17 protein-coding genes are annotated in these 19,978 nt (G+C 72.8%); 7 read left to right on the forward strand and 10 right to left on the reverse strand.

The window, feature by feature from the left end; translation table 11 throughout:
- Positions 1–54 precede the first annotated feature (54 nt).
- Entirely contained in the window at positions 55–1,038 is a 984-nt protein-coding gene (locus tag ACFVWY_RS05440; RefSeq protein WP_389867547.1) for a GDP-L-fucose synthase family protein, read from the reverse strand.
- 128 nt (positions 1,039–1,166) lie between these two features.
- Here ACFVWY_RS05440 and gmd point away from each other — a divergent pair, with 128 nt between their 5' ends.
- The 4 genes from gmd to ACFVWY_RS05460 all read left to right on the forward strand — a co-directional run bounded on the left by gmd (position 1,167) and on the right by ACFVWY_RS05460 (position 6,049).
- Positions 1,167–2,180, forward strand: coding sequence for a GDP-mannose 4,6-dehydratase (gene gmd / locus ACFVWY_RS05445; protein ID WP_389867745.1), 1,014 nt, complete (start codon positions 1,167–1,169; stop codon positions 2,178–2,180).
- 82 nt (positions 2,181–2,262) lie between these two features.
- On the forward strand, positions 2,263–4,524 hold the full coding sequence (locus tag ACFVWY_RS05450) for a LamG-like jellyroll fold domain-containing protein (protein WP_389867549.1): 2,262 nt from the start codon (positions 2,263–2,265) through the stop codon (positions 4,522–4,524).
- Positions 4,521–5,225 (forward strand): hypothetical protein, encoded by a 705-nt coding sequence (locus ACFVWY_RS05455; RefSeq protein ID WP_389867551.1) that lies wholly within the window; start codon positions 4,521–4,523, stop codon positions 5,223–5,225. The genes ACFVWY_RS05450 and ACFVWY_RS05455 overlap by 4 nt, the downstream gene beginning before the upstream one ends.
- Positions 5,222–6,049, forward strand: coding sequence for a glycosyltransferase family 2 protein (locus ACFVWY_RS05460; protein WP_389867553.1), 828 nt, complete (start codon positions 5,222–5,224; stop codon positions 6,047–6,049). Before ACFVWY_RS05455 ends, ACFVWY_RS05460 begins: the two co-directional genes overlap by 4 nt.
- Here ACFVWY_RS05460 and ACFVWY_RS05465 read toward each other — a convergent pair.
- Positions 6,021–7,211 (reverse strand): glycosyltransferase, encoded by a 1,191-nt coding sequence (locus ACFVWY_RS05465; protein ID WP_389867555.1) that lies wholly within the window; start codon positions 7,209–7,211, stop codon positions 6,021–6,023. The genes ACFVWY_RS05460 and ACFVWY_RS05465 overlap by 29 nt on opposite strands.
- 120 nt (positions 7,212–7,331) lie before the next feature.
- On the opposite strand from ACFVWY_RS05465, the gene ACFVWY_RS05470 reads away from it, so the two are divergent.
- On the forward strand, positions 7,332–8,813 hold the full coding sequence (locus ACFVWY_RS05470; RefSeq protein ID WP_389867556.1) for a hypothetical protein: 1,482 nt from the start codon (positions 7,332–7,334) through the stop codon (positions 8,811–8,813).
- Here ACFVWY_RS05470 and ACFVWY_RS05475 read toward each other — a convergent pair.
- The 3 genes from ACFVWY_RS05475 to ACFVWY_RS05485 are packed head-to-tail and all read right to left on the reverse strand — an operon-like array spanning position 8,761 to position 12,961.
- The gene (locus ACFVWY_RS05475) at positions 8,761–10,026 is read right to left on the reverse strand and encodes a hypothetical protein (protein ID WP_389867558.1); all 1,266 of its coding nucleotides are present in this window, start codon (positions 10,024–10,026) and stop codon (positions 8,761–8,763) included. The genes ACFVWY_RS05470 and ACFVWY_RS05475 overlap by 53 nt on opposite strands.
- Positions 10,023–11,699, reverse strand: coding sequence for a lipopolysaccharide biosynthesis protein (locus ACFVWY_RS05480; RefSeq protein ID WP_389867559.1), 1,677 nt, complete (start codon positions 11,697–11,699; stop codon positions 10,023–10,025). The genes ACFVWY_RS05475 and ACFVWY_RS05480 overlap by 4 nt, the downstream gene beginning before the upstream one ends.
- Positions 11,696–12,961 carry a glycosyltransferase gene (locus tag ACFVWY_RS05485; RefSeq protein WP_389867561.1) on the reverse strand — a complete coding sequence of 422 codons (1,266 nt, stop codon included), beginning with the start codon at positions 12,959–12,961 and terminating at the stop codon, positions 11,696–11,698. The genes ACFVWY_RS05480 and ACFVWY_RS05485 overlap by 4 nt, the downstream gene beginning before the upstream one ends.
- A gap of 212 nt (positions 12,962–13,173) precedes the next feature.
- Here ACFVWY_RS05485 and ACFVWY_RS05490 point away from each other — a divergent pair, with 212 nt between their 5' ends.
- Positions 13,174–13,614: an adenylyltransferase/cytidyltransferase family protein gene (locus ACFVWY_RS05490; RefSeq protein ID WP_389867563.1), complete on the forward strand. Its 441-nt coding sequence runs from the start codon at positions 13,174–13,176 to the stop codon at positions 13,612–13,614.
- Here ACFVWY_RS05490 and ACFVWY_RS05495 read toward each other — a convergent pair.
- Positions 13,589–14,314, reverse strand: coding sequence for a CDP-alcohol phosphatidyltransferase family protein (locus ACFVWY_RS05495; protein WP_389867564.1), 726 nt, complete (start codon positions 14,312–14,314; stop codon positions 13,589–13,591). The two genes, ACFVWY_RS05490 and ACFVWY_RS05495, sit on opposite strands and share 26 nt — an antisense overlap.
- Before the next feature lie 75 nt (positions 14,315–14,389).
- Complete coding sequence (locus ACFVWY_RS05500; protein ID WP_389867566.1) at positions 14,390–15,091, reverse strand: ribonuclease H; 702 nt, start codon at positions 15,089–15,091, stop codon at positions 14,390–14,392.
- A 66-nt stretch (positions 15,092–15,157) separates the two neighbouring features.
- Between ACFVWY_RS05500 and ACFVWY_RS05505 the strand changes: the two genes are divergently transcribed.
- Positions 15,158–16,894: a protein kinase gene (locus tag ACFVWY_RS05505; protein ID WP_389867568.1), complete on the forward strand. Its 1,737-nt coding sequence runs from the start codon at positions 15,158–15,160 to the stop codon at positions 16,892–16,894.
- A gap of 20 nt (positions 16,895–16,914) precedes the next feature.
- Here ACFVWY_RS05505 and ACFVWY_RS05510 read toward each other — a convergent pair whose 3' ends face one another.
- The 3 genes from ACFVWY_RS05510 to ACFVWY_RS05520 form a co-directional block, all read right to left on the reverse strand.
- Entirely contained in the window at positions 16,915–17,559 is a 645-nt protein-coding gene (locus tag ACFVWY_RS05510; RefSeq protein ID WP_389867569.1) for a hypothetical protein, read from the reverse strand.
- On the reverse strand, positions 17,556–18,266 hold the full coding sequence (locus ACFVWY_RS05515; protein WP_389867571.1) for a hypothetical protein: 711 nt from the start codon (positions 18,264–18,266) through the stop codon (positions 17,556–17,558). Before ACFVWY_RS05515 ends, ACFVWY_RS05510 begins: the two co-directional genes overlap by 4 nt.
- 127 nt (positions 18,267–18,393) lie before the next feature.
- Positions 18,394–19,368, reverse strand: a complete 975-nt coding sequence (locus ACFVWY_RS05520; protein WP_389867572.1) for an acetylxylan esterase — start codon at positions 19,366–19,368, stop codon at positions 18,394–18,396.
- Positions 19,369–19,978: the final 610 nt, after the last annotated feature.

A 19,978-nucleotide genomic window follows, 5' to 3' on the forward strand; every position in this document is an offset into this window, starting at 1 on the left:
CGGCGGCGGGCGATGCGAGGAGTCATCGCGCCCCGGGCCGGTGCGTCCCGGGGCTCAGTCCCGGGCGACGTGCTGTTCCAGCCACCAGGCGTAGGTCCCGGCGATTCCGTCGCGCAGCGTGATGCGCGGCGCGAAGCCGAGGGCGGTGAGGCGGGAGACGTCGAGCAGTTTGCGCGGGGCGCCGTCCGGTTTGCTCGTGTCCCAGGTGACCGACCCCTGAAATCCAGTCACTTTCTGGACCAGGGAAGCGAGTTCATGGATCGGCAGATCGCTTCCGCAGCCGATGTTGACCGGCTCCTCGCCGTCGTAGCGCTCCAGCAGGAGAAGGCAGGCGGCGGCCAGGTCGTCGACGTGGAGGAATTCCCGGCGCGGACGTCCCGACCCCCAGAGCGTGACCTCCGGCTCGCCACCGCCGCGGGCTTCGTGGAAGCGGCGGATCAGCGCGGGCAGGACGTGCGAGGTCTCCAGGTCGAAGTTGTCGCCCGGCCCGTAGAGATTGGTGGGCATGGCGCTGATGTAGGAGGCGCCGTACTGCCGCCGGTAGGACTGGATCTGTACGATCCCGGCGATCTTGGCGAGGGCGTACGGCTCGTTCGTCGGCTCCAACGCGCCGGTGAGCAGGGCGCTTTCGGGGATCGGCTGCGGGGCGAGCCGGGGGTAGATGCACGAGGAGCCGAGGAACAGCAGCCGTTCGGCCCCGGCCGCGTGCGCCCCGGCGATCACGCTCAGCTGGATGCGCAGATTGTCCTCGATGAACTGCACCGGGTACGTGCTGTTGGCCATGATCCCGCCGACCCGGGCGGCGGCCAGCACCACGGCGTCCGGCCGGGCCGCACGGAGGAACTCCCCGGTCGCCGCGCCGTCGCGCAGATCGAGCCGGTCACGGTCCCGGGTGATTACCTCGTACCCCTCAGCGGCGAGGCGCCGGACCATCGCCGAGCCGACGAGACCGCGGTGCCCGGCGACGAAGACGCGCGCACCGGATCGCAGCAGCGGACGGGCGGATTCCCGGGACCGTCCGGGGAGATCAGTCGTCATACGCCGGATTCTGCCAGCCGTCACAGCCGGTGGTGACGTCTTGCCGCGGATCGCTCCATTCAGATATTTCGGCGGGAAGTATTCGGTGCGGAACAACGGCCACTGTGGTGACCGGAGAAGGGGGAATGGTGGCGAAGACCGCGCTCATTACCGGCGTGACCGGGCAGGACGGCTCGTACCTGGCCGAGCTGCTGCTGGACAAGGGCTACACGGTCCATGGGCTGATAAGACGCTCGTCGAGCTTCAACACCGAGCGCATAGACCACATCTATCAAGGTCCGGAGGAGGAGAACCGCTCGTTCCTGCTGCACCACGCCGACCTCGCCGACGGTGTCGCGCTGGTCAATCTGCTGCGCGACATCCAGCCGGACGAGGTCTACAACCTGGGCGCGCAGTCGCATGTCCGCGTCTCGTTCGACGCCCCGCTGTACACGGGGGACGTGACCGGCCTCGGGACCGTCCGGCTGCTGGAGGCGGTCCGCGCGAGCGGGATCGACACCCGGGTCTACCAGGCGTCGTCGTCCGAGATGTTCGGCGCCAACCCGCCGCCGCAGAACGAGCGGACCCCGTTCCATCCGCGCAGCCCGTACAGCGTCGCGAAGGTCTACTCGTACTGGTCGACCGTCAACTACCGTGAGGCGTACGGGATGTTCGCGGTGAACGGGATCCTCTTCAATCACGAGTCCCCGCGCCGCGGCGAGACCTTCGTGACCCGGAAGATCACCCGTGGCGTGGCCAGGATCAAGGCGGGTCTGCAGACCCATCTCCACCTGGGCAATCTCGACGCGGTACGCGACTGGGGATACGCCCCCGAGTACGTCGAGGCGATGTGGCGGATGCTCCAGCGTGACGCTCCGGACGACTTCGTGGTCGCCACCGGCGAGGGTGTCAGCGTCCGGCAGTTCCTGGAGTACGCCTTCGCCCACGCGGGCCTCGACTGGCGCGAGCACGTCCGCCACGACGCCAAGTACGAACGTCCCAGCGAGGTGGACGCCCTGATCGGGGACGCCGCCAAGGCCGAGGACCTGCTCGGCTGGAAACCGGTCGTGCGGTCCCGGGAGCTCGCCAGGATCATGGTCGAGGCGGACATCCGCCAGCTGTCCGACCAACTCGCCGGAGCGTCCGTTCGGGTGGACCGATGAGACCTCGCGGCAACCGCGCCCCTGCGCGCCTCTTCCCGGCGGCGGCCGGCCGGCCGCCGCTCGTTCTCACTCTCGGAGCCCAATGATGAACGCAACCACGGGGCGCAAACGCTCCGGGCCCGGCCGGCTGCGTGCCGCCGCCGCGGCGCTCGCCCTGCTCACCGGTGCGCTGTCCGCCACCGCCGCCTCCGGGACCTCCCCGGCCTCGGCCCTCACCCCGCCGGTCGCGCTGACCGCGGACAACCTCTCCACCTGGCAGACCAACGGCATCGTCTGGGCGATGGCCGGTTCGTCGAACGGGGTCGTCTACACCGGCGGCACCTTCTCCACCGTCCGGCCGCCCGGCGCGGCGGCCGGCACCTCGGAGCAGCCCGCGGTGAACTTCGCCGCCTTCGACGCCGCTACGGGCGCGCCGACCGGCTGCACCCTGGCGTTCACCCTGTCGTCCGGCACGGCGACGGTACGCGCCCTGGCGCTCTCGCCGGACCAGAAGACCCTGTACGTGGGCGGGCAGTTCGGGTCGGTGAGCGGCGTGGGGGTGAGCAACATCGCCGCGATCGACACCGCCACCTGCACCCCGCGCCAGGACTTCAAGCTCGCTGTCACCGCGACGGTGCGGGCGCTGGCCGTCACCGCCGACACCGTCTACCTGGGCGGCGACTTCAACTCGGTGGCCGGGCAGACCAGGAACAAGTTCGCCGCGGTCACCACGGCGGCCGCGCTGAAGCCCTGGAAGGCGAACACCGACGAGGTGGGCCGCGCGGTCGAGCTGACGCCGGACGGCAAGAACGTCCTGCTCGGCGGTGACTTCTTCACCGTCAACGGCACCACGTCGCACGCGCTGGCGGTCGTCGACGCCACGACCGGGACGGTGAAGAAGAGCTATCCGGCCGGGTTCATCCCCAACACCTCCGTGGTGAAGGACCTGGCCACGGACGCCACCGGTTTCTACACCGCCAACGAAGGCACCGGGGGCGGTGTGTTCGACGGGCGGATCGCCCTGGACCTGAGCACCTTCGGGCAGCGCTGGCGGGACACCTGCCTCGGCGCCACCCAGGCCGTGCTGGTGCACAAGGGCGTGCTGTACAGCGGGAGTCATGCCCATGACTGCGCCACCATGGGCGAGTTCCCCAACCAGCCGCGCAAGCATCTGCTGGCCCAGTCCGTCACCGATCCGAAGCTGCTTCCCTGGTTCCCGGATACCAACGACGGCATCGGCGAGCCGGTCGGGCCGCGGGTGATGGCCCAGGCCGACCGGGACGGTCATCACTATCTGTGGGTGGGCGGCGAGTTCACCACCGTCAACGGCGCGGGCCAGCAGGGACTGACCCGGTTCGCCGACGGCCCCGACACCGGGGCGCCATGGGTGCCGAACGTCAGCCTGTCCACGGTCGCCGCGGGCAAGGTGGAGGTGAACTGGCAGACCAGCTTCGACACCGACGACGGTGATCTCACCTACCGGATCTACCGGGACGGCTCGACCACCCCGGTGTACACCACGACGGCGCGCTCGGTGTTCTGGGACCGTCCGCAGCTGAGGTGGACCGATACGGACGTGGCCGCGGGCGAGACCCACTCGTACCGGATCTCCGCGAGCGACGGCACCAACACCAGCGCCAAGTCGCCCGCCGTCTCGGCGACCGTGGCGTCCGCCGCCGCGAAGTACCCCGCCAGGGTGATCGCCGACGGTGCCTCGCTGTACTGGCGCTACGACGACACCTCGACGTTCGTCGGCGACACCGGCGGCGGCCGGAACAGCGGATTCGCGCGCAACTCCCCCACCCGGCAGGTGAGTCCGGGCGCCGTCGCGGGCCCGTCCACGGGGCTCGGCCTCAACGGCACCAGCCAGTACGTCTACAGCAACAAACGCCACCCGCAGCCCGCCCGGTTCTCGGTGGAGACCTGGTTCAGGACGACGACCGCCAAGGGCGGGCGGATCATCGGCTTCAGCAATCTGACCATGCAGAACAGCACCCAGTACGACAAGCATGTGTACATGCGCAACGACGGGAAGCTCGTCTTCGGGGTGAAGAGCGGCAGCGCCCGGACCATCACCACCCCCGCCGCGTACAACAACGGAGCCTGGCACCACGTCGTCGCCACCCAGGGCACCGGCGGCATGGCGCTCTACGTGGACGGGGTGCTGCGCGTCAAGTCGGCCCAGTACACCGGCAACGAGAAGTACGACGGCTACTGGCGGGTCGGCGGGGACAATCTGAACGGCTGGCCGAGCAAGCCGTCCAGCCCGTTCTTCGCCGGGCAGGTCGACGAGACCGCCGTCTACCCGACCGCCCTGAGCAGTGCGCAGGTCAGCGCCCACTACGCGCTGAGGACCAGCAAATGAGGCACCCTTTCGGGGCCGGTGCCGCCGTCGTCGTACTGACGGCGGTGCTGGCCGCCTGCGGCTCGTCCGCGTCCTCCTCCCCCGGCGGGGCGCCGGAGGCGGGCGGCACCGGCACGGTACGGTCCCCGCTCGCCTCCCGCCAGGCCGGGCCCGCCGCCCCCGCGCCGGGAGCCCAGGCCCCCCTGGGTGCCAGCGCGCAGCCGAAGGTACCGGTCGAGCAGCTCACCCCGGCCACCGGATCGTTCACCGTGAAGCAGAAGAAGTACCTGACCGGCCGGGTGCCCCGGGGCATGGACCCGGCGGCCGTGCTCCAGACCGGCCAGGAGACCTGCGACCGGCTGCGCTATCTGGTGAAGGCCGACCGGGACGTGGCGGTCGGCGCGATCGTGACCGGCGAGATCCCGGACGCGAAACCGGCGATCGAGCACCTCTGCACCCAGCGCCGGGACCTGCTGCGGGAGGCCGCCCGGGGGTACGCGGACGGCACGTACCGCGGTGCGCGGCTGCGGCCGGGCCGCTACCGGGTCGTCTCCCCCACCGCACGCTGCTCCTGGCAGATCACCGGGGCCGACGGCACCTCCCTCGCCGGGGGGAACGGTGGCGGGAACGGGAAGCGGACCGTGATCACCGTGGGCCCGCAGGCCCGCGTCCTCACCTCCGCAGGCTGCTACGCCTGGCTGCCCGAAGGGGGCATCGGATGAAGAAGCTGCCGATAGCCGTGGTGATCCCCACGAAGAACGAGGGGCTCAACATCGCCGAGGCGGTCCGCTCGGTACTCGGCCGTTTCGAGGCGGTCGTGGTGGTGGACTCGCACAGCACGGACGACACGGTGAAGATCGCCGAGGACTGCGGGGCCGAGGTGATCACGTACACCTGGGACGGCGGTCATCCGCGCAAGAAGCAGTGGTGTCTGGACCACGTCCGTCCGGACCTGGACTGGATCCTGCTGCTCGACGGGGACGAGCGGCTCAGCCCCGGTCTGCTGGCCGAACTGCGCCGGATCTTCGCCGATCCCGTCACGCCGAAGCCCGCGGCGTACGACATCCCGCTCGGCTACTGGTTCGCCGGGAAGCGGCTGCGGCACGGCTACACCATCCGCAAGCGGTCGCTGACCGACCGGACCCGCTGCCGGTACCCGGAAGTGGCGGACCTCGACGCGCCGGGCATCGGCGAGGTCGAGGGCCACTACCAGCCGGTCGCTGATCCGGTCGGGTCGCTGCGCCATCCGATCGAGCACCAGGACCTCGACCCGGTGGCCGCCTGGTTCGAACGGCACAACCGCTACTCGGACTGGGAAGCCTGGCTGGAACACCATCCCGAGGTCAAGGAGCAGGTGCGCCGGGCGAAGTCGCGCCAGGGGCAGCTGTTCCACAAGGCGCCGTTCAAGCCGCTGGTGTCCTTCGTCTACATGTACGTGTACCGACGGGGGTTCCTCGACGGGCGGGCGGGGTTCGACTTCGCTCTGGCGATGAGCTTCTACCGCTGGCAGATCGCGCTCAAGACCCGCGAGGGGCGCTCCTTCTGACCCGGCCGCCCCTCCGGCGGACCACGTCCTCGTAGGTCCGCCGGAGGGAATCGGTCACGGCCTCGATGGTGAAGTCCGCGTTGACCAGTTCCCATGCGGCCTTTCCCGCACGGGCGTTGGTCTCGGGGTCGAGCAGTTCCAGGACGGCCCCGGCGACCTTGAGCGCGTTCCCGGCGTCCTCACCGGCCCGGCTGCCGATCACCCGGCCCGCGCCCGCGCGCGCCACGTCGGGGGCGAGTCCGCAGGTGCGGGTGATGACCACGGGAGTGCCCACCGACATCGCTTCCAGGACGGAGACACCGAGCGGTTCCTCGATCGACGGCAGCACGTACACATCGGCCCGCCGTCCCGCCGCCAGGACCTCCTCGTGGCCGAGCGCTCCCACCTGGTCGAGCGAGCCCAGGACGCCCAGTCCGCGGGCCAGTTCGAGGGTCGCGGCCAGGGCTCCGGTGTCGGGTCCGGCCAGTACGAAGCGGGCGTCCGGGTACCGGGCCAGGACCGTCGGCATCGCGGCGACGAAGTCCTCCGGACGCTTGCGCTGCTGCACCCGGGCGAGGAAGAGCACCGTCGGGGGCCGCCCCGGGGGCCGGGCGGGCTTGATCGGCTGCGGGCGTACGCCGTTGACCAGCCGTACGGTGCGGGTCAGCGGCACGGGCGCGGCGACCGCGTTCACCTCACGGCGCTCGGTCTCGGTGAGGTGCAGTACGGCGTCGGCGCCGCGCAGCACCCGGCGGACCCCCAGCAGATCGGTCAGCTGGGCGATCCGGTTCTCGGTGGGGTCCACCATGCCGTGGGTCTGGACGACCATGGGGGTGCCGGAGGCCAGGGCGAGCAGCCCGGCGGGGAGGGTGACCAGGTCGCGCATCAGGTGGAGATGGATCAGGTCGGCGCCACGCTCCATGCGGTGGGCGGTGCGCAGCAGCGCGCCGGAGGTGATGCCGCTGACCTCGAAGGCGGGCAGCAGGTGCCGGGCCCGGAAGAGGTGGGCCGGGACTCCTTCGACCGTGCGCGGCAGCGGGCCCTCGAAGCCGTCGCCGAGCGCCATGATCCTGGCGTCGTGCCCGGCGGCCCGCTGGGCCTTCGACAGGTTGAGCGCCACCCTGGTCGGCCCGCCGAACGCGTGGTCCGGGGTGTGCAGTGTGACGATGTGCAGGATCTTCACCAGGGCCCCCTCGACCTCGGCCGGAGCTCTCCAGATTAGTCATCCAAACCTCCCAAGTGGGTTGATTCGTTAGAGTGTTCACGGGTTCGCGGTCCGCTGATCCAGGGAGACGGGGAGCAGATGATGTCCGCGCGGGAGGCCGCTCCACCGGCGAAGCCCATGTCGTGGGCGATGCTCTCGCGCGCCCTGGCCGCCCCGCTCATCCTGGCCCTGGTCTGCTTCCTGCCCGCGGTGATCGCCGCGCAGCCGGGCGACGGGGTGCGGGACACCGCGTACTGGCTCCAGCTCGTGCTGACCTGTTACGCGGGGGCCCGGCTCGCGACGATGATCCTTTCCACCCGGCGGCGCCTGCTGCAGGGCGTGTTCTGGATGTTCGTGTACATCGCGATGGGGGTGGCGCCGTTCGCCCAGCTGGTCCTCGGGCGGACGCCCACGCCTGCGGTGGGGCCGCGCTCGGACCTGGTGACGGCGGTGGCGCTGGTCCTGCTGGGGTGCGCGGCGTTCGATCTGGGAGCCTTGCTGGCGTCCAGGCGGCCGCTGCGCGCGAGGCCGCCCCTGCGGCCGGGACGCGGACCGGCCGTCGCGCACCCGGTGCGGCTGAGGGTGCTGGTGGTGCTGGCGTTCGCGGCGAGCGGCTACTACGTCGTGAAGCTGGGCGGGCCCGCGGTCTTCTTCAGCAGCCGTCAGGAGATCAGCGCCTCGGTCGCGGCGAGCGGTGTGGTGTCGGGGCAGTCCAATGTGGGCTCTGCCTTCCTCAAGGGTTTCGGCACGGTTCCGGCACTGCTCGCGCTGCTGTTCTTCACACGCCGGCTGGTGACCTCGCGCCGGGCACGGCGTTCCCCGTCGACGGTGCTGGTCTGGGCGGGGCTCGTGGCGCTCAACATCGTCGTCAACAACCCTTTCTCCAACGCCCGTTACTGGTTCCTGACGGTACTGGTCTCGCTGCTGTTCACCGCGTTCCCGAGCAGTGCGGCGATGTACCGCTCGGTGCTGGCGGTGGGGGTGGTGGGGGCGCTGGTGCTGTTCCCGTACGCGGACCGGTTCCGCTACGACGGCTCCGGGTACCGGCCGATGGACTCGTCGTCGGTGTTCGAGCCGCTGGCCACCAAGGACTACGACCAGACGGTGATGTTCGCCAACGCCATCACGTGGGTGGACGGCCAGGGCCACACCTACGGAAGTCAGCTGGCGGGTTCCGCGCTGTTCTTCGTGCCCCGTTCGGTGTGGGACGGCAAACCGGAGGACACCGGGGTGCGCGTCGGCCAGTGGATGGGGATGAGCATGACCAATCTGTCGGCACCGTTGTGGACCGAGGTCTGGGTGGACTTCGGCGCGCCGGGCATGGCCGGTGCGTTCGCGCTGATCGGGTACGCCGCCGCCCGTGCCGACCGGCGCTACGCGCGGGCGGTCTCCCGGGCGGGCCCGGGGCCCGGCAGCGTCCTCGCGGTGATGGTGCCGCTGGTCGCCGGGTACACCTTCATCCTGCTGCGCGGGCCCCTGCTGCAGGCGGTGGGAAAGCCCGCCGTGGCGGCCCTGTGCCTGCTGCTGGTCACGAGCCTGCGGACTTCGGGCGCACGGGCCCGGGGGCGGGGTCCGCGCTGACCGTCGGCCGCCCGGCGACGGCGCGGCGCCCGAGCCGGACCACTCTGCCCCAGGTGGCCAGTGCCTTGCACACCGAGCCCAGGCACAGCCCCCAGGCGGCGCCCGGCACCCCGCCGAGCACGTACCCGCCGATGAGGAGAGCGACGGCGGTGAACGAGAAGACCACCTGGACGGCGAGGGTGGTGCGTGGGTCGAGCACCCGCAAGGCCAGCAGACCGCAGGTGGCGACGGCCATCGCCGCGTACTGGCTGCCGGTCGCCGGGAGCAGGGCGGCCGCGGTGGGCCAGGTGTCACCGAGCAGCCGGCGGCCGGCCGGTTCGGGCAGCAGGGCCAGAGTGACGGCCCAGGCGGCGGCGGTCGCCGCGAGGACGGCCGCGAGCACCGCGGCGGCCCGTATCCTGCGCCGGTCGTCGGCAAGGCGGCCCAGCAGCGGCGGGCCGAAGCCGGTGGCTGATCCGAACAGCACGTTCAGCGGGCCGAAGAGGGTGGTCGCCCCGCGCAGGGCGCCCACCACCAGCGGGTCGCCGACCGTTCCGAGGCCCAGCACGGAGAGCTGGGCGGTCGCGTTGCCCACCCCGAACTCCACCACGAAGCGCCGCCCCAGATGACCCCGGCGCAGCAGGGCCCCGAGCCGCAGCGGTGTCCCGGCCGCCGTGCGGGCGAGCAGGGCGGCGGACAGCAGCAGGGCGGGCAGCGTGGCCAGCCCCCAGACCGCGACGAGCCGGGCGGCGGAGACACCGTGCGGCTGCACGGCCAGGGCGCCCAGCACACAGGCCAGCCGGAGCACGTCTCCGGCCAGCGCGAGGTGCGGCAGGTGCAGGGTGGAGAAGGCGTACCGCATGGTGTCCTGGCCCAGGACGACCGGCAGCACGACGCCCAGGGCCAGCAGGGCCGCCGGGGTGGCCCCGGACAGCGGCAGGCAGATCCCGGCGAGCAGGGAGCCGAGCGCCGCCGCCGCGAGCAGGGTGAAGGCGACCGACAACCGGCAGGCGCCGCGCACCTCCTCGTCGTCGCCTCGCCGCAGCACCAGCGGCTGGCCGGTGTAGGCGCCGGAGATGCCGAGGAGGACCGTGAAGACCAGGTAGACCGCCGAGAAGCGGGCGAAGTCGGCCACGGTGGAGATCCGGGCGGCGCTCACCAGCACCAGGATGTTGGTGAGCGCGGCCACCCCCTGGTCCGCGACCGAGCAGGCGATCGCGGTCCGTGCCCTCATCTGTGTCCGGCGGCCGGGTCGAAGGGGCGCAGCCCGAGGGTCTGGGTGGGGTCGCCGCTGTCGGCCGGGGGGCCGCCCGGTCCGCTGCGCCGCTCCGGCTGCCCGCTGCCCGGCCGGTGTCCGGCGCCGCGTGTGCGGGCCCGGCGTTCGTGGCGGCCGAGACCGGGGTGGAGCAGGGCGCCGAGCACCGAGCCGCCCGCCCCGTCGATGATCTCCCGGATGCGCTGCAGGTCGCTGCGGTGCACCTCGCGCGGGTCGCAGACCACCACGACGCCCTCCACCCGGTCGAGCAGCGCGACGGCGTCGGCGTACGCCAGTACGGGCGGGGCCAGCACGATGACCACGGCGCCGGGCCGGTCGCCCTCGGCGAGGATGCGGCCGACCAGGGCCGAGGTCAGGGCGCGCGGCACGTTGTCGGTGCGGCGGCCCGCTATCAGGGTGAAGGCGCCCGAGCCCGGTACGTCCACGTTCATCCGGCTCTCGGACGGCCAGGTGTGCCCGCCGCGGCTGGCCCAGCGCGGCGGGAAGCCCTGGACCGCGGGGCCGAGGCTGGCGGCCAGTGCGGGGGTCCGCAGATCGGCCTCCACCAGGATGACGTCGCGGCCCATCTCGGCGAAGGCGGCGGCCAGGTTGGCCGCGGCGGCGGCCGCGGCGGCGCCGTCCCCGCGCGGGGCGGTGACCAGGAGCCGGCGGCTCTGGGCGAAGGAGGGGTCGTAGGCGAGCCGGAAGGCCACCGCGCGGTACTCCTCGGCCAGCCGGCTGCCGCCGCGGCCGATGGCCAGCGGCGTTCCGGTCGAGGAGCGTTCCCTGGGCAGGGTGCCGAGCAGGGGCGCGCCGAGCGAGCGGACCAGCTCCCGGGTCGAGCGCACGGCCGGGTCGAAGACCAGGCGCACCCAGGAGAGCAGCAGCCCGAGCGCGGTTCCGACGACGCCGCCGAGCCCGAGCAGCAGCGGCAGGGAGGCGCCGCTGGGTTCGGTCGGGGCGGCGGGCTTCTTCGTCAGATAGCCCGGTGTGGTGTCCAGGGCGCGCAGCTCGGAGATCTTCCGGGAGAGTTCGGAGATGGAGACCACCAGGTTGGCCCGCGCGCTGGTCACGTCGTCGCTTCCGGCGGCCTGCTCCGCCAGCTGGTCGCGCTGGGCGGTGAGCGGGGCGAGCTGGGCGCGGTAGCCCTGGACCATGTTGGCGATGCTGTTCTCGGTGCGCTGCTGCCGGATCTCCAGGTAGGCGGCGGCCAGGGCCTGGGCCCGGTGCTGGGCGAGCGCGGGGGTGCGGCCGGTGTAGGCGAAGCGCAGGGCCAGGGTGTTGGGCGGGTTGGTGACCTGGAGGCCGGTCAGCAGGTCCCGCAGTTCCACCTGGTCGCCCTGTCTGGCGAGGTTGGCGGCGGCCAGGGCGCCCACGGTGTCGCTGACGGCGGTCTGCCGTTCGGAGCCGATGTTGATGCCCTTGTCGGCGGAGGCACCGGCGGCGAAGGGGTCCGAGGCGGCGGAGCGTACGACGACTTCACCGGTCGAGGTGTAGCCGTCCTCCCCGCCGAGGGCGAGCCAGCCGCCGCCGAGGAGACCGGCGGCCACTCCGGAGACGAGCAGGGTCCGGTACCGCAGCAGCTGACGGAACTGGTCCCGCAGCAGAGCCGGTTCGTCCTGGTCCTCCAGGGTGCCGTTCGGCTGGTTCATCGACGTGGTCTCCCTTGTGCGTCCGCGAGGACCTCGGTGAGCAGGGCGTCGAAGCGGGCCAGACCCGCCTTCCGGCCCAGGTGGCGTGCGACGTACTGCGGCCCGTTGGCGCCGAGGGCGTCCGCTCCGGCCGGGGCCTCGACGAGATTGCGTACCGCCGACAGCAGGGCGGCGGGATCCTCGGGGGCGACGAGCAGACCGGCGCCGGAGCGCTGGACCTCCTGGGCGGTGCCGCCTCCTTCGGCGACCGAGGCCACGACGGGGCGGCCCGAGACGAAGTAGGAGGTGAGTTTGGAGGGGACGCTCATGTCGAGGACGGAGGCCCGCTGGGTCACCGCGAGCACATCGGCGGCGGCGAGGATGTCGGTGAACTCGTCCTCGCCGGCCGGGGGAAGGAAGTCGAGGTTGCGCAGGCCCGCCGCGCGCCCGCGCAGCGCCTCGCGCTGGTTGCCGTCGCCCATGAGCACCACGCGGATCCCGGGGGCGAGGCGGGCGGCGTCGACCAGTACCTCCAGCCCCTGCTTGAGCCCCATGTTGCCGGCGTGCAGGACCACCGGGATGCCGTCGCTCCAGCCCAGACGCGCCCGGGTTCCGGCCCGGTCGACCGAAGGGGCTTTGACATGGGACCAGTTGGGCACGGTACGGATGCGGCCCGGGTCCACGCCGTACGCGGCGACGCGGGGCACGAAGCTCTCGTGGATGACGCCGACCAGGGCGGCGGAGCGCAGCGCGCGGCGTTCGGCGGCCGTGGCGAGGGCTGCCGCCCTGCTCCCGCCCCGGATGCCGCTCTGCGCGGCGGCGGCGCCCATCAGGTCCTGCACCACGGGGATGTACGGGGCCCGGTGCCGGGCGGCCAGCCGGGCCCCGATCACCCCTCCGGCGAGGCTGGGGATCTGGGAGACGACCGCGTCCGGCGGGCGCACCCGCGGCGGTGACAACAGCCCGTGACCGAGCACGGTCGCCTCGAACAGGGCTCTGCGCAGGGCGCTCTGGCGGGGCGGTACGTAGTGCCTGCGCCGGTGCACGGTGACTCCGGCCCGCTCCTCGGTGGCCCGCCACACCCCCCGGTAGCGCGGGTCGGTCCGCCAGGACGGGTAGTGCGGCATTCCGGCCAGTACGTGGGTGTCGGCCCCGGCCGCCGCCCAGTGTTCGGCGAGCTGGGCGGCGTACGGGCCGATGCCGGTCAGCTCGGGCGCGTAGTTCGTCGAGACGACCAGCAGGGTGCGGCCGTCGAACGGTCGGTGAAGCTCGGCATCGGTCATGGCGCTCGCCTTCCCCCCGGGACCTTCTGTGTTCCCCGCAGGGAACGGCCCCAAAAGCGAGCTTATCCGTTCACGAGATGCGCAAGTGGTCTTCACAGTAAGGTCGTTGGACCATCAACGCCGATGCCGACATCCCACCGCACCGGACGGCATGTCCGGACAACGGCCGTGCGGGATGCGGGCGTCGCGCTCACCGTGGGGGGAGAGAACGGATGGCGCACAGGGTCGGCTACGCGCCGGGAGTCTACGACCTGTTCCATGTGGGGCACCTCAACATCCTGCGGCATGCCCGCAGTCAGTGCGACTACCTCGTGGCCGGAGTCGTCTCCGACGAGATGGCGGAACGCGCGAAGGGGCACCGGCCGGTGATACCGCTTCCGGAGCGCCTGGAGATCGTACGCAGCGTGCGCTACGTGGACGCCGCGTTCGTGGAGACGGTGCCGGACAAGGTGGAGACCTGGCAGCAGGTGCGGTTCGACGTCCTGTTCAAGGGGGACGACTGGCGGGGCACCGAGCGCGGAAAACGGCTGGAACGCGACTTCGCCGAGGTCGGTGTGGAGGTCGTCTACTTCCCGTACACCGTGCACACCTCCAGCACCCAGCTGCGCCGGGCGCTGGAGCTGATCGTCAGCCGTCAGTCCGGAGCGCTCTGAGTTCCCCGAACCACTTGACGAGGAACAGCACCAGGAACAGCGCGTGCACGACGGCGAGGGCCGCGTAGCCGGTACGGAACGCGTCGGGGTCGCCGAGCAGCAGGAACACCAGGCAGAACACCCCGTAATCCGCGGGCAGCAGCGCGACGGCCCGCAGCCGGGAGGCCGGGGCCGCGGGGGCCGCGCCGGGCCGCGCGGCCGCCCTGCCCAGCTGCTCGCGCAGCAGACCGGCGCAGAAGGTCAGCACGGCGGTGAACAGGAAGCCCAGCGGCAGCAGCATCCAGCCCCCGCCGGGCGGCCCGCCGTAGCGCTGGAACGAGATCAGTACGGCGGCGTGCACCAGGATCATCTTGGCGCAGTCCACCACATGGTCCAGCCACTCGCCGTCCGGGCCGCCCCGGCCGGTGAGCCGGGCCAGCTGCCCGTCGGCCGAGTCGAGGACGAAGCCGACGGCCAGACCGGCGTAGACCGCGAGCGCGAGTCCCGGCGAGGGCCGGACCAGGGCCACCGCGGCGATCGCGGAGAAGGTGAACACCGCGCTTACCAGGGTGACCTGATTGGGCGTCAGCCCCATGCGGTACGCGATCGCGGCGAACAGCCGACCGGCCGGGCGGTTCACGTACCGCGAGTACAGCGACACTCCCCTGGCCGTCTTCTGGGCGCCGCGCAGCTCCCGCAGAACCGTGCCCGTGCTTCGCATCCGCCCCCCAGCGTGCCGCTCTCCGAGCCGCATCATGGCACGCGGCCCCGGTCCGGCGCCGCCCTCCCGGCGGGATCAGGCGGAGGCGGTACGGCACTCCGGGTGGCCCCAGCCGTCGGGGTTCTTCGCGATCGTGTCCTGGGCCGCGTAGGGCCGCCCGCACCGGCAGCGGCCCGCGAACCTGGCCCGGACGGTGCCGCCGGACCGGGCCGGGCGGGACGCGCCCGGACGCTTCCCGCCCCCGGACGACGCGCCGCCGCGCCGGGACTCGGCGGCGCGGGCGGGGGCGGGCACCGGGGGCTCGGTGGCGCCGTGGGCGGTACCGGCCGGGCACTGCGCCACGGCGGCCTCGCTGGCCGCCTGGTCGGCGATCGCGTTGAGCGGGTCGCCGTCGACCTGGTGGGCGGGCACGTAGGTGAACCGCACGGTCCGGCCGGCCAGCCGCTCGTCGATGCCGGTCACGAGCTCGCGGTTGGCCACCGGCTTGCCCGCGGAGGTCTTCCAGCCGTTGCGCTTCCAGCCCGGCAGCCACTTGGTCACCGCGTTCATCGCGTACTGCGAGTCCATCCGTACCTCCAGCGGCACGGCCGGGTCCGTCGCCGCCAGCAGCTCGTACAGCGCGGTGAGCTCGGCGACGTTGTTGGTGGCGGTACCCAGTGGTCCGGCTTCCCAGCGCTCGGGCCGCCCCTGCGCGTCGGCCACCACCCAGGCCCAGGCCGCAGGTCCCGGATTGCCCTTGGACGCGCCGTCGCACGCGGCGATGATGCTCTCGTTCATGCCCCGATCATGCCAGCGTGCGGGGTGGGTGCGTGCCGCCGTGGCCTCGCCCCGTACCCTCTCCCCATGACCGCTGGGGGGCCTGAGCGCCGTGTGATCGACGACCGTTTCGAGCTGGTGGACAGGCTCGGCAGTGGCGGCATGGGCATGGTGTGGCGGGCCCACGACCTGGCCCTGCACCGCGATGTGGCGCTCAAGGAGGTCCGGCCCCCGGACCCCGCGCTGGCCGAGAACGACCCGGAGTCGGCCCGGCTGCTGCGCGAGCGGGTGCTGCGCGAGGCGCGGGCGCTGGCCCGGCTGGATCACCCCGGGGTCGTCACCGTCCATCACATCGTGGACGGCGGGGCGGGAACGTATCCGTGGATCGTGATGGAGCTGGTGCCCGGCGCCTCCCTCGCGGAGCGCCTGGCCGGGGGCACCCTCGCCCCGGCCGAGGCAGCCCGGCTGGGGCGCGGTGTGCTGTCCGCGCTGCGGGCCGCCCATGCCGCCGGAATCCTGCACCGCGACGTGAAGCCCGCCAACGTCCTGCTGCGGGCCGACGGGAGCCCCGTCCTCACCGACTTCGGCATCGCGGCGATCCGCGAGTCCACGAGCCTGACGGCGACCGGCTCCATCATCGGCTCCCCCGACTACATGGCGCCCGAGCGCATCCGCGGCGACGAGGGCGACCCGTCCTCGGACCTGTGGTCGCTCGGCATGATGCTGTACGTCGCCGTCGAGGGCCGCCATCCGCTGCGCAAGGCGACCACACTGGCCACGCTGGCCGCGGTGCTGGACGAGGAGGTGCCTCCGCCCCGCCAGGCCGGTCCGCTGGCCCCGGTGCTGACCGCGCTGCTGATCCGCGACACGGCCGCCCGGCCCGGCCCCGAGGAGCTGGACCGGATGCTGGCCGCGGTGGGCGAGGGGGCCGGGCCCCGGACCGCGTCCCCGCAGGACGCCGTGCCGCCCCTGCGGCCCGCGACCGCCCCGCAGGACGCGCCCCCGCCGGTCCGGGACTTCGGCCCCGGACCGACCGCCGTCCTGCCCGCCGCCCCCGCGCCCCGGCCTTCCAGTCCGTTCGCCCCGCCCGCTCCCCCGCGTCCCGCGCCCGCGACGCTGGGCACCCGGGAGATCAACCGCCGGGTCCGGCGGGGCCGGGTGGTGGGGGTGGCCACCGCGCTCGCCGGGACGGCCCTGACCGGTGCCCTGGTGTGGTCGCTGCTGCCCGACTCGGCCACCGGGGCCTCCGGCGGCGGCTCCGCGTCCGCCTCGGACCGGCCGCCGTCCGAACGCTCGGCGGCGGGCCGTTCCGCGGGGGACCGCCCCGCCGCGGACAGCGCGAAGGAGTCCCCCCGGCAGACCCCGGCGGCCCCCGAGAACCTGCTGACGCCGTCCGGCGTCCGGTCCGTCATCGCCTCGCTCAAGCCGGTGATGGGCGGCACCGAGATCACCTCGTTCACGCTGTACGACGTGCACGCGAGGGCCGAGGCCCCGGTCCCGAAGAACAAGGCCCTGTACGACGTCTTCTCCTACCGGGACGGCAAGGCCACCAGGGACCGGGCGGGCGGCACGCTCATGTCGGGCGCCCGGGCCGTGGACCTGGAGAAGTTCAACTGGGACGCCCTGCCGGGGCTGATCCGCCGGGCCGACAAGGAACTCGGGATCACGGAGCCGACCACCCACTACGTGGACATCGACCCCGCCTCCCCGTTCGAGAACTACCGGCCGACGCTCAGCGTGTACGTCTCGGACGAGTACGGGGGCGCCTACTTGCGGGCCGACATGGACGGCAAGGTCCTCAAGAAGTACCCGCGCGACAGCTGAGCCCCGCCGGTCCCCCTGGCTCAGCCCACCACCGCGACCAGCACCAGCAGCACGGCCGCGGTCACCACGCCCGCCACCAGTGACCACAGGCCCACCGGGGCGCCGTGCCCGCGCCGCTTCACCTCGCCCTCGGGCGGGGTGAGGAGTTCCGCGCGGGCCAGCCAGGCGCGCGGCGGACTGTTGGGGACCACGACCCGCCAGGGCTGCCCGGGGTCGTACTCGACGACCGCCCTGGAACGGTGCAGCAGCCCCTGGAGGTCGAGCGGGTGCCGGACCTCGACCCGGTACGGGGGCAGCCCGTCGGCCACCACGGTCAGGTCGAAGGCGAAGACGGAGTCCACCGCCCGCCCGTCGGTGACGGGCCGCCCGCTCGACCTGTCCACCGTCCGCACCTGGTTGACCACGGCGGGCGCGAAGGCGCGCGGGCCGCCGGAGCGCAGCGCGGAGGCGGGCGCGGTCGTGCCCATGTCCTCGGCGATCCGGCCGTACGCCGTCAGGACCAGAGCCGTCAGGGGGAGCCCAAGGATCAGCAGCCAGCGGGGGCCGTGCAGGGCAGCGTGGACCGTGGCCGCCAGCGCGAGTCCGGTGCCGAGCGCGCAGACCACGCCGAGCAGCCGGACGCGGCCTCGCAGCGTGGCGGCGAGGGGAGGGGTCGGGGTGCTCATGCGAGGCGCAGCGCCTTCCTGCGGGGGATGACGACCCGGGTGCGGTCCGGGTCGTCGGGGCGGTCGGCGTCGTACAGCGCGAGGACGTCGCGCCGCAGCGCGAGGCGTTCCACGACGGCCAGGACTTCGTGGCGGACCCCGGCGGCGTCGTCGAACACCACGGTGACCTCGCCGTACCCGCGGCCCGCGGGGCGCCAGCCCGTGAGCTGTGCGTCGGCCGTGGCGTAGCGGCGGGAGAACCTGCGCAGGCCCCCGCCCCGGCGCAGGCTGGTCGCGGCGCCCCACCAGGCGGCCAGGCAGCCCGCGCCCGCGACGGACCACAGGAAGGTCAGCCAGCTGGAGACGGTGAACTCCCCGAACGGGAAGATGATGTGGAAGGACGTGGTGGTCGCCCGCTCGACCAGGCCCTCGGCCAGCGCGTCGTACCAGCCGGCCAGCGCGGCCGTGGCGGACAGCGTGACCATCGCGCCGGGGGCGGCCCGGTGCAGGTAGCGGGCGGAGAGCAGGCCGAGGAGGGCGGCCATGGCGATGCCGATGAACGGGGCCGCCGACGCGAACTGGTCACTGCCGCAGCTGCCGGCCCCGTCGCAGGTCCACCGCACGGACACGGCTTCGTGGGCGGCGATGTACCACATCAGCCAGACCTGCCACACCATCAGTGCGCAGGCGGTGCCGCGCATCGCCTGCGCATAGATCCTCTGCCGCACGGTCCGCCCTTGCTCTTGATCACCGGCACGGAGTATTGACGTACCCCGCTGGACCCTATACACGGTGCCCGCACCTTGTCCGTGACCCGCGCCACGCCTGGAGGCGGGACCGCCTGCCCGGCCCGGTTCAGCCCGCGTCGTTCAGCGCGTCACGCACCCAGCGGAGCTGGACGGCCTCGTGGAACATGTCGCCGCCCTCGTGTCCGTTGAACGAGTAGACCTCCATGTCCTTGCGGCCCGCGTACGCGTTGTGGGCGGCGAAGACCGTGGAGGGCGGGCAGACCTGGTCCATCAGGCCGACGGAGAAGAGCGCGGGGGCGGTGCCCCGGGCCGCGAAGGAGACGCCGTCGAAGTACGACAGGGTGCGCAGGGCGGTCCGCTCCTTGCCCCGGTGCATCTTGAGGTAGCGGGCGATCTCCGCGTACGGGTTGGAGTCGGTGAGCGTGACAGCCCGCTCGAAGTGGCAGAGGAAGGGCACGTCGGGGGCGATGGCCACCAGGTCGGGGAGGAGTCCGCCGACCGCGAGGGTGATGCCGCCGCCCTGGCTGCCGCCGAGCACGACGGTGCGGGAGGGGTCGGCGAGCGGGTGGGACCGGGCCGCTTCGACGGCGCGTACAGCGTCGGCGTACACCCGTCGGTAGTAATAGCTTTGCGGGTCCTCGATACCCCGGGTCATGAAGCCCGCGAGGGAGGGGCCCGAGCCGACCGGGTCGGGGGTGTCGCCGACGTTGCCGCCGCTGCCCTGGCCCCGTACGTCCATGATGAAGTGGGCGTATCCGGCCAGCGGCCACAGGCCCTGGGTGTGCGGCAGGCCGCGTCCGCCGTTGTAGCCGTGGAACTGGACGATGAGCGGGAGCGGGCCCTCGGCGCCCGCGGGAGCGCTGAACCAGCCCTTGACCGGGTGGCCGCCGTAACCGGCGAAGGTGGCGTCCCAGGTACGCATGCCGGTCAGCCCGGTCTCGACGGGCTCGAAGGAGGCCGCGAGGTCGTAGGAGCGGGTGTCACCGAGGGTTTTCGCCCAGAAGTCATCGAAATCCGCCGGTTCATCCATGTGTGGCCGGTAGGAGCGGAGTTCGGACAGCGGCAGGTCGAACAGGGCCATGGGCTGGTCTCCTCACAGGGGAATGTCCGGACAGTGTGCCGTGCGGCGGTACACCGCCGGGCGGCGGGCCCCCACGGGAGAACCCGCACCGGACCTCGCGGCACCGCAGGATGCTCCCATCTTGTGCAATCGAATTGCATGGAGCGGCGGAGCATCTCAACCCGTCCCGCAGTACTGAGGGATCGTCAACATCCGTTACCAACACGGCGCAAACACTTCTCGTTCAAGGGTTGACGTTTCCGTGATGAATGGACGACGATTCCGCATGTTGCACGCCGGGTTCACCGGAGTGTGCGCGGCATTCGATCGAGGGAACGACCAGAGCGTGGGGCTGGCCATGTCCGAGCTGAGCGGCTTACTCAGCGGGCGGTTCGAGCCACGGGCCTTCGGCCCGGCCGGGGCCTATCGGCCCAGCGCGCCCCCCACCCCCCACCCACCGTCCGCCGGGTATCGGCCCGGTCCGGTGGCACGCGGTCCCCTCGGCCGCTTCTTCCCCCCAGGCACCCCGTCCGGCACTCCGGGCGTCCGCGCGGTCGGCCACCGCGGCGCGGAGCCCTTCCGCCGCCTCCCGTCACCGGGAGTACGTTGCGGCTCCGGCCCGCGCCCCACG

Source organism: Streptomyces sp. NPDC058195, assembly GCF_042883525.1.
In the GTDB taxonomy this organism is placed as follows: domain Bacteria; phylum Actinomycetota; class Actinomycetes; order Streptomycetales; family Streptomycetaceae; genus Streptomyces.

Excerpts from the sequence above, each read along its gene's own strand:
- ACFVWY_RS05440 (WP_389867547.1), bottom strand. The coding sequence starts at position 1,038 with ATGACGACTGATCTCCCCGGACGGTCCCGGGAATCCGCCCGTCCGCTG.
- ACFVWY_RS05450 (WP_389867549.1), top strand. The coding sequence starts at position 2,263 with ATGATGAACGCAACCACGGGGCGCAAACGCTCCGGGCCCGGCCGGCTG.
- ACFVWY_RS05455 (WP_389867551.1), top strand. The coding sequence starts at position 4,521 with ATGAGGCACCCTTTCGGGGCCGGTGCCGCCGTCGTCGTACTGACGGCG.
- ACFVWY_RS05460 (WP_389867553.1), top strand. The coding sequence starts at position 5,222 with ATGAAGAAGCTGCCGATAGCCGTGGTGATCCCCACGAAGAACGAGGGG.
- ACFVWY_RS05470 (WP_389867556.1), top strand. The coding sequence starts at position 7,332 with ATGATGTCCGCGCGGGAGGCCGCTCCACCGGCGAAGCCCATGTCGTGG.
- ACFVWY_RS05475 (WP_389867558.1), bottom strand. The coding sequence starts at position 10,026 with ATGAGGGCACGGACCGCGATCGCCTGCTCGGTCGCGGACCAGGGGGTG.
- ACFVWY_RS05480 (WP_389867559.1), bottom strand. The coding sequence starts at position 11,699 with ATGAACCAGCCGAACGGCACCCTGGAGGACCAGGACGAACCGGCTCTG.
- ACFVWY_RS05485 (WP_389867561.1), bottom strand. The coding sequence starts at position 12,961 with ATGACCGATGCCGAGCTTCACCGACCGTTCGACGGCCGCACCCTGCTG.
- ACFVWY_RS05490 (WP_389867563.1), top strand. The coding sequence starts at position 13,174 with ATGGCGCACAGGGTCGGCTACGCGCCGGGAGTCTACGACCTGTTCCAT.
- ACFVWY_RS05495 (WP_389867564.1), bottom strand. The coding sequence starts at position 14,314 with ATGCGAAGCACGGGCACGGTTCTGCGGGAGCTGCGCGGCGCCCAGAAG.
- ACFVWY_RS05500 (WP_389867566.1), bottom strand. The coding sequence starts at position 15,091 with ATGAACGAGAGCATCATCGCCGCGTGCGACGGCGCGTCCAAGGGCAAT.
- ACFVWY_RS05505 (WP_389867568.1), top strand. The coding sequence starts at position 15,158 with ATGACCGCTGGGGGGCCTGAGCGCCGTGTGATCGACGACCGTTTCGAG.
- ACFVWY_RS05510 (WP_389867569.1), bottom strand. The coding sequence starts at position 17,559 with ATGAGCACCCCGACCCCTCCCCTCGCCGCCACGCTGCGAGGCCGCGTC.
- ACFVWY_RS05520 (WP_389867572.1), bottom strand. The coding sequence starts at position 19,368 with ATGGCCCTGTTCGACCTGCCGCTGTCCGAACTCCGCTCCTACCGGCCA.